The organism is Bradyrhizobium sp., assembly GCF_019244115.1.
Taxonomy (GTDB): domain Bacteria; phylum Pseudomonadota; class Alphaproteobacteria; order Rhizobiales; family Xanthobacteraceae; genus Bradyrhizobium.
Genome location: NZ_JAFATE010000087.1, coordinates 1 through 7,171, shown reverse-complemented (window position 1 = coordinate 7,171; position 7,171 = coordinate 1). Strand labels below are relative to the sequence as shown.

Here is a 7,171-nt window from a genome sequence, read left to right as displayed (position 1 = left end):
GGTTGCCTGGAACGCGACGTCGTTGGCACCGGTGGTCGCCATGAAGGTGACGTTGGCGAGCGCCGCCGACAGGTGGTTGTCGTTGTGGATTTCGCCGAGGATCTGCTGCTGCACCGCATGGATCGTCGCGTCGGCTGCCGTCAGGTTCGCAGCATTTGTCGAATTTGGCGCCGCGTTGATCAGGGTCGTGAGCTGGCCCTGGACGGCGGTCAACACCGCAGTGTCTGTCGCATTCAACTTGAACGCTTTGCCGCCGAGCGTCACGTTGCCCGGGGCGGCGAGCATTGCAGCGATGTCGTTCTGAACTGCATGCAGGTCGGTGATGTAGGCACCCTGGAACGGGTTCTGATTGCCGCTACCCGCCAGGTTGAACAGGCCTTCCGACGCGCGGATCGCATCGTTGAACACGACGCCGGCCTGAACGACATCGGTCGACAGGTTGAGCGCCTGAGAACGCACAAGGAGCGTCGACGTGCCGTTCGCCAGAGCCGTCGCGTTGAATTTGGTTGCTGCCATTAATCATCTCCCCAAGATTTCCTCGCGGCTCCTGCCAGGCGCTCTCCACAGGAAGGCGAGGACATGTAGAACTGAAGAGCCCCCCACGGGCCATCATTGCGCTGGCGGGGATTTCTCAACGTGCGCCACTCAATCACAAGCGGATTATTCGTTTTCTAATTGGGCCAAAAAAAGTGCACCGAAGTCCGCAAATATGTTGATCTTCGGGCAGATTGGGGCTGTTGCGTTTGGGTGACGAGGAAAGGCACTCGCGCGCCGCAATGCGAGCTGTTGCGCTGCTGCAGTACACCTCGGGTATCAGGAAAAGCTATCAAAACAAGGCCTAGGCTCTGTCTCACGCGGACCGAGATTGAAGAATGCCACCCGGCGCATGCGCAGAGCTTCCACAGGATTGCCGAGAGGTGGTCAACATCTCTCCACGATTAGGACAGATGGGAACACGATGCTGCGCAATCATGTCATTCTCGTGAGAGCTTTGATCATGTGCGCGCCGACGCATGTCGACGGTTCTGGCAGGTCGCGCGCGACACTGGCTAGTCGTGACAAGATCTGACAGGATCGTCGGCGTTTTCCGGATGAAGGTCGAAACATGCAGCTTATATTGAGGGATAGCGAGGTGCTACCGCGGCACCTGGAGTGCCTTGAACCCGAATCGATGGAGATCATGCGCGGGTTGGTCGCCGAGTTCAGGGCGCCCGTGATGCTCAATTTGATCGGCAAGGACTCAAGCGTGATGCTGCATCTCGCGCTGAAGGCGTTCCATCCCGCAGAACTCTCTTTTCCGCTGCTGCGTGTCGATACTGCCTGGAACTTTGGCGAAATGGTCGCGTTTCGCGATGAAACCGCAAGCCGCCTCGGTATGGAACTGGTTGGAGCAGAGTAGTGGCCCACGGCGTAAGGCTTCGCGTTACAGGCGAATACGCCTGCTTCACCCGCCCGGAAATGAAGGTCGAGCGCGTCTCCTATGACGTGATGACGCCATCGGCCGCATGCGGCATCCTCGAAGCGATCCACTGGAAGCCATCGATTAGATGGATTGTCGAGGAAATCCGTGTCCTCAAACCGATCCGCTTTCAATCCGTCCGCCGCAACGAAGTCGGCGCCAAGATACCTGTCGCCGCGGTTCGCAAAGCGATGAAGCGTGATCAGATCGGCGACCTTCAGCTTCTCATCGAGAAGAATCGGCAACAGCGGGCAGCCACCATTCTTGCAGACGTAGCCTACGTCATCTGCGCGCGCTTTGAGCTGACGTCGAGGGCGGACCAGAGTGACAATCCCCGAAAACATCTCGACATTTTCAATCGGCGCGCCCGGAAAGGCCAGTGCTTCCATCAGCCCTGCCTCGGGACTCGCGAATTTCCCGCTCACTTTGAACTGATTGAGCCGAACGCGTCGCTGCCCGGTCCAGAAGAAGAAACTGCGGATCTTGGCTTCGGCGCGACACGCGACCTTGGTTTCATGCTGTACGCTATTGATCACGCCGTCGACCGCTCATCCTTGTTTTTCCGCGCCGCGCTTGACCGCGGGACGATGAGGGTGCCGCCGCCCGACTCACCGGATATCCGGAGATGAGCGCGCTTGCTGCGCTTGCGCGCGCCTATGAGCGAATGGCCGCACGGGGCGAAGTGCCTGCGTTTGGCTATTCGCTCCAAAAAATTGGTTTCCTCATCAGGCTGAACGCAGATGGATCGGTGGTCGGAACGCCTACGGATCTGCGCAGCAGCGAGGGAAAGAGGCGAATTCCCCTCTCAGCGATTGTGCCCCGGCCGGCCAAGCGCACGTTCGGCATCGCGCCGAATTTTTTGTGGGACAAGTCCGCCTACGTACTCGGCGTAACCGCCGGGAAAGGCAAGCTCGCGGCCATAGCACACAAAGCTTTTGTCAAACGTCATCGAGGCTGGCTTCTGGGGGCCAACGATGAGGGACTTGTCGCCTTTCTCCGCTTTCTTGAAGCCTGGGTGCCCGAACGATTTGCGATGTGGCACTGGCCGGAAGACATGAAAGATAAGAACGTCATTTTCGCATTGGAGAGCGACCGGCCAGACAATGTGTATATTCATGATAGGCCAGCGGCGCGAGAGCTGTGGTCGAAGCTATGCGCCGAAAGCGATAAGAATGCAAAGGCCATTTGCCTGGTGAGCGGCCAAAGGGCTCCTCTGGCGCGGTTGCACCCCGCGATTAAAGGCGTCTGGGGCGCGCAGTCATCCGGAGGCTCGATAGTCTCCTTCAATCTCGACGCCTTCCACTCTTACGGCCGTAAGCAAGGCGACAATGCTCCAGTCTCCGAAACCGCTGCCTTTGCCTACACAACTGCGCTGAACCACTTCCTTGAACGCAACAGCGGTCACTGCATCCAGATTGGCGATACGTCGACGGTGTTCTGGGCGAACGCGGGAGATCCGAATGCGGCGGAGGCAGCAGAGGATTTATTCGCCAGCTTCCTGGGCACGAACGATGAGAAGATCGGAAATCGGGGCGTTAAAGAAGCGCTGCAGAAGATTCGAGGTGGTCGCACAGTTGCCGAAATCGGCGCAGATCTGCCGGCAGGCGTGCGCTTCTTTATTCTCGGGCTTGCGCCGAACGTCGCGCGACTGTCAATCCGGTTCTATCTGGAAGATGATTTCGGCGTCATCACCCGTCGCTATCTGGAACATGTCGAGCGCCTGCGTATCGTACCGCCGCCGCGTGAGGCCACGCCGTCAATGTGGCGCATGCTCGTAGAGACAGCGGTATTGAGAAAGTCTGAAAACATCCAACCAAACCTCGCAGGCGAATGGCTGCGCGCGATCCTTTGCGGGACGCCGTACCCGCGGACTCTTTTGTCTGCGATCATCATGCGGCTGCGTGCCGATCACGATGTCAATGCATTGCGCGTCGCGATGCTCAAGTCGCTCTTGGTGAGAAACTTCGATATGGAGGTGCCTGTGGCGCTCGATCCTCATTGCAACGACCAAGGCTATCTGCTCGGCCGACTATTCGCGCTGTACGAGCAGGCACAAACCGCGGCACTGGGGCGTGACGTCAGCGCCACCATTAAGGACAAATACTACGGTTCCGCATCGGCACAGCCCCGCAGGGTATTTCATCTACTTGAATCGGGTTCGGTCAATCACTTGTCTAAGGTCGGCAAGCAGAAGCCGGGTTTGAAAGTTGTTCTGGAGAAGAAGATTGCTGCGATTATGGAGCTGATGGAGCCTGGGAAAGATCCGTTTCCCGCGAGCTTACCCGACAAGAGCCAAGCCTTATTCGGCCTCGGCTACTATCACGAGCGAAATGAGGTCTTCCGCAAAGCCGAAGCGACAACACCCCTGGACGCCGCCACATGACCCCGCTCGTCAATCGCTATGATATCGTATTCCTGTTCGACGTCACTAACGGCAATCCGAATGGCGATCCGGACGCCGGAAACTTGCCTCGCATGGATCCCGAGACCAACATCGGTCTTGTCAGCGACGTCTCGCTCAAGCGCAAGATCCGCAACTATACCGAGCTCGCGCGCGGCGAGGAGCCGGGCTATCGCATTTATGTGCAGGATGGCTCAATCCTCAACGAGAAGCATAGGGAAGCATACAAGGCAGTACGCAATGGAAATGACAAAGTTCTCAAGGAGAAATCGCTCAATCCGCAAAGTGCTGAAGAAGCAAGGGCACTCACCAAGTTCATGTGTGACAATTTCTTCGACATTCGAGCCTTCGGTGCCGTGATGAGCACTGGTATCAATGCTGGCCAAGTGCGTGGTCCTGTGCAGGTCGCCTTCGCAAAATCGATCGAGCCAATTCTTCCGCTAGAAGTCTCGATCACCCGGATGGCTGCGACCAATGAAAAGACGGACCGCGACAAGGGAGCGGATGGTGACAGGCGAACCGAGAACCGCACCATGGGGCGAAAACACGTGGTGCCTTACGGACTTTACCGGGCGCATTTATTTGTCAATGCCAAGCTCGCCGAGCGCACCGGCTTCGGACGGGAAGATCTCGATCATATCTTCGACGCCTTGAAAACGATGTTCGAGCATGACCGCTCGGCGGCACGCGCTGAGATGGCGTCGCGGCGGGTGGTCGCCTTCAAACATTCGTCGGCGTTGGGTGATGCGCCGGCGCACCAGCTCTTCGACCGTGTTAGCGTCTGGCGGAAGGTCCATGGTGAGCTATGTGCTCTTGACGACAACAGACTCGACAATGCCCCTCCAGCGCGTCGCTACGAGGATTACGAGATTTCCGTGCGACGTGACGAGTTGCCGGTAGGGGTAGAGATCGTCAATGTACTTTAAGCAATAACACCCGCGGCTGAACTGGACAACCCGCTTTCTATTTCCGCGCTCCTGCACGCCGTCTATTGCCTGCGCCAAGCCGCACTGACCCGCATCAAGGGAGCTTGGGCGGAAAACCTTTGCACCGCCGCGGAGTACCATGTGGCTCACGAGGCTGGGAGATGAAAGGTCCGGCGTACGCTGTGCTCAGCGCGCCGCGGCACGGTGAGTAGCCTCGCGGGCCGCTTGTGGCTGCCAGATTGTCGAGGATAAAGATTTCGCCCGGCGTGGGTGGGCGCCAACACCTTCTCGACGTACAGCCTGAACAGCTCGCCATTGATGGGGCTATCGATGACCCAGGGCGCGCTGATCCGGTCGTGGCGCAGCGCTGCAATCAAGGTCATGGTCTTCCAATGGCCGAAAGGCGCAGATGCGATGAGACGCTGGCCAAACGGCCCCCAACCGCGACAGCGGCGCCCTGTTGGTCTTGATCCAATGTCTCATCGACAAAAACCAGGCGCGAAGTGTCAATCCGGCCCTGATGGGCTTTCCAGCGAAGCGGCTTACGAGCGACGTCGGGGCGATCCTGTTCGGCCGGTTGGATCTTTTTTTTAAAGCTCAGTCCCTCGGCATGGACAAAGGTCCAGACCGCCCGGACGTCGGTCTTGATCCCGCGCGCTGCCAGTTCCATCGTCAACTTGCGCAAGGTAAATGGCCCCGAGCGAATCCGCTTGCGCAGCCAGTCGGCATTGGCCCAGACAGAACTCTCTCTTATGCCCGCCGATCTTGCCAGGCGAAATCCCTCCGGTCTCTCGCATCAGATTTTTCCATTTCGTCACACAGGACGGACTGATCTCAAGTTCTTCTGCGATCGAACGGACGGTCTCGCCTGCGTCAGCCCACGCCAGCGCCCGCTGACGTATGTCTTCCGAGTAGGGTCGCGTCATCCATGCTGGCCCCCTCTTCCAGCATAGAGTTTGAATCAGAAATTCTCCTCGCTGGGAATCCCGATTCCGGAAAAAACATCATGCTCTAGCGTGCCGATACTGCGCCTTCGCATCCGCGTAACCGGCGGTCATCTTCTGGCGTCGGCCGAAACGCGGCCGCGCCAGAGCTCGTCGAGTTCCTCGCGGAGCATCTCCCCAGCGAACTCCGGAGAGGCGGTCGAGACAAGCATTCAATCACGTAGGGTGGTGCAGCGGTATGTACTCTATCTCGGTGAAATCAACTCCTCACACGCGGTCCGCCTGGCGCGAGGCGAGCAAGGTGTTCGACGAGGACAGGCGTCTGCGGACGCTGGCCCGATCTCCCGAGGGGTCGATGCGAGACGATCGCAATCGATGCCTCCGTGGTTCGGCCTTGTCTTTTCGGAGATGCGGGTCGAGCGCACTCGGTAACGGGGCGCGTGCTGGCTGGCCGGGCAGTTGTGGCAGGAGCTTCAGCTCGATCGATTCTGGGCCGATCCCAGCGACGTCAAATGTGCTGTCGCGCACGGCTGTACGAAGGCTGGTTGTCGTAAGCAGACCAGTCGGCCGGAACAGTGCGGCCGCTTCGGCAAGAATCATGAGTTCATCGTTATGCCATTGGCTCCGGTCAGGACCCTCAAATGAAAGTGACCTCCTGGTGCAAACGCGTAACAAGACGACCATCGAGCCCACGATGGGGTGATAGGAGTGCCGAGGTTTCGATCCGCGCCCCTGCGGAACGGGGGACGCACCACGTGGATGTCGGTAGTGTAGCGGCCGAGGTTTCAATCCGCGCCCCGCGGAAGGGGCGACGCACCGCGTGGATGTCGGTCGTGTAGCTGCTCAGGTTTCAATCCGCGCCCACGGTAGGAGCGACCGGTCCTGTATTAACATCTAGCCAAGTCTGGATAAAGGGCGAGCGGACCGCGAAAACCCGCGCGTTAAGAATCGCTGGTGACAAAAGCGGCAGTTGAGCCTCTTGTTTTCCCCATACCATGCGGTCGATGATGCTGACAGACTTACGCGCCGAACAGCGCGGGCTTGCGCTTTCCGGTGAGCAGGCCGGCGCGCTGGCGCATGTCACGGATGGCCGCGATTTATACCAATTCGCCGAGGTGCTGACTCTCGACGGGGATTCCCAAATCAGAAGATCGATGATTCAACATGGCAACGGGAGGGAGTTGCCATGGGCCAGCCGATTGCGGTTCGGACGGATTTCACAGCGGTTGAGGTGCGTCGGCTGGCGCGGCGGGCAAAGGACAGCGACCAGGTCCGACGCCTTCTGGCGATCGCTGCCGTGCTCGATGGCGCTTCGCGCACGGAGGCCGCCAAAGTCGGCGGAATGGACCGGCAGACGCTTCGCGACTGGGTGATCCGGTTCAACGAGCAAGGACCTGATGGTCTGATCAATGTCCCCGCGCCGGGTGCGCCGGCCAAACTC

At 59.0% G+C, this 7,171-nt stretch carries 8 protein-coding genes and 1 pseudogene; 5 read left to right on the top strand and 4 right to left on the bottom strand.

Features of this window, described 5'->3' with window-relative positions; genetic code table 11:
- A pseudogene (locus JOZ76_RS03990) lies at positions 1–516 on the bottom strand (beta strand repeat-containing protein); the annotation flags it as partial.
- 589 nt (positions 517–1,105) lie between these two features.
- Here JOZ76_RS03990 and JOZ76_RS03985 point away from each other — a divergent pair.
- From JOZ76_RS03985 to cas7c, 4 genes are read left to right on the top strand one after another with little or no spacing between them, the layout of a single operon-like run.
- Positions 1,106–1,399 (top strand): phosphoadenosine phosphosulfate reductase domain-containing protein, encoded by a 294-nt coding sequence (locus JOZ76_RS03985; RefSeq protein WP_441299970.1) that lies wholly within the window; start codon positions 1,106–1,108, stop codon positions 1,397–1,399.
- The gene (gene cas5c / locus JOZ76_RS03980) at positions 1,399–2,088 is read left to right on the top strand and encodes a type I-C CRISPR-associated protein Cas5c (protein ID WP_291697327.1); all 690 of its coding nucleotides are present in this window, start codon (positions 1,399–1,401) and stop codon (positions 2,086–2,088) included. Before JOZ76_RS03985 ends, cas5c begins: the two co-directional genes overlap by 1 nt.
- Positions 2,085–3,842, top strand: a complete 1,758-nt coding sequence (gene cas8c / locus JOZ76_RS03975; protein WP_291697326.1) for a type I-C CRISPR-associated protein Cas8c/Csd1 — start codon at positions 2,085–2,087, stop codon at positions 3,840–3,842. Before cas5c ends, cas8c begins: the two co-directional genes overlap by 4 nt.
- Positions 3,839–4,786: a type I-C CRISPR-associated protein Cas7/Csd2 gene (cas7c, locus tag JOZ76_RS03970; protein ID WP_291697325.1), complete on the top strand. Its 948-nt coding sequence runs from the start codon at positions 3,839–3,841 to the stop codon at positions 4,784–4,786. The genes cas8c and cas7c overlap by 4 nt, the downstream gene beginning before the upstream one ends.
- A gap of 146 nt (positions 4,787–4,932) precedes the next feature.
- On the opposite strand, the gene JOZ76_RS03965 is transcribed toward cas7c, so the two are convergent.
- Genes JOZ76_RS03965 through JOZ76_RS38115 form a run of 3 tightly spaced genes read right to left on the bottom strand, consistent with a single transcriptional unit; the run spans position 4,933 to position 5,712 of the window.
- A complete protein-coding gene (locus tag JOZ76_RS03965; RefSeq protein WP_291697324.1) occupies positions 4,933–5,169 on the bottom strand; it encodes a hypothetical protein in 237 nt (78 codons plus the stop codon).
- Complete coding sequence (locus JOZ76_RS03960; protein WP_291697323.1) at positions 5,166–5,471, bottom strand: hypothetical protein; 306 nt, start codon at positions 5,469–5,471, stop codon at positions 5,166–5,168. Before JOZ76_RS03960 ends, JOZ76_RS03965 begins: the two co-directional genes overlap by 4 nt.
- Entirely contained in the window at positions 5,377–5,712 is a 336-nt protein-coding gene (locus JOZ76_RS38115) for a helix-turn-helix domain-containing protein (RefSeq protein ID WP_366112948.1), read from the bottom strand. The genes JOZ76_RS03960 and JOZ76_RS38115 overlap by 95 nt, the downstream gene beginning before the upstream one ends.
- 1,204 nt (positions 5,713–6,916) lie before the next feature.
- On the opposite strand from JOZ76_RS38115, the gene JOZ76_RS03955 reads away from it, so the two are divergent.
- Positions 6,917–7,171, top strand: a 255-nt coding sequence (locus JOZ76_RS03955) for a helix-turn-helix domain-containing protein (protein ID WP_291697322.1), incomplete at its 3' end; no start/stop codon positions are given.